Source organism: Bartonella sp. AA168HLJHH (assembly GCF_042197365.1).
Classification (GTDB): domain Bacteria; phylum Pseudomonadota; class Alphaproteobacteria; order Rhizobiales; family Rhizobiaceae; genus Bartonella.
In genome coordinates, this window is the sequence record NZ_JBHIRS010000074.1 from 1 (window position 1) to 779 (window position 779).

General features: G+C 46.5%; 1 protein-coding gene. It reads left to right on the forward strand.

Annotated elements, in window-relative coordinates; translation table 11 throughout:
• Positions 1–599 (forward strand): hypothetical protein (locus ACFINM_RS09810; RefSeq protein ID WP_375641358.1); only part of this gene is annotated, 599 nt, incomplete at its 5' end.
• Positions 600–779 lie beyond the last annotated feature (180 nt).

The window sequence follows — 779 nt, forward strand, 5'->3', positions numbered from 1 at the left end:
CACGTTTTTACGATTTTGCAAATTCACAGAAAACAACAAACTTCCGATCAACTGCCCCATTAAAGCCTATACAAGCCTATCACAAGCCTATTCATTGCCATCAGCCCTTTTCCCCCAACGCCCTCCATTACCCCAATTCCCCATTACCCCATTCCAATTTTGACGCATTGCACAATCCAACCATTACGCCTCCATTGGCACCTTTTCTCCCCATATCCTCCCCACAACCATCACGGCTCTTGAGCAATCACACGCCTTTTTACAGTTTCACGTTTTTACGATTTTGCAAATTCACAGAAAACAACAAACTTCCGATAAACCGCCCCATTAAAGCCTATTACAAGCCTATACAAGCCTATTCATTGCCACATCAGCCCTTTTCCCCCAACGCCCTCCATTACCCCAATTCCCCATTACCCCATTCCAATTTTGACGCATTGCACAATCCAACCATTACGCCTCCATTGGCACCTTTTCTCCCCAAGCGCCCCACAACTCTCACGGCTCTTGACCAACCACACCCGCTTTTACAGTTTCACGTTTTTACGATTTTGCAAATTCACAGAAAACAACAAACTTCCGATCAACTGCCCCATTAAAGCCTATACAAGCCTATCACAAGCCTATTCATTGCCATCAGCCCTTTTCCCCCAACGCCCTCCATTACCCCAATTCCCCATTACCCCATTCCAATTTTGACGCATTGCACAATCCAACCATTACGCCTCCATTGGCACCTTTTCTCCCCATATCCTCCCCACAACCATCACGGCTCTTGA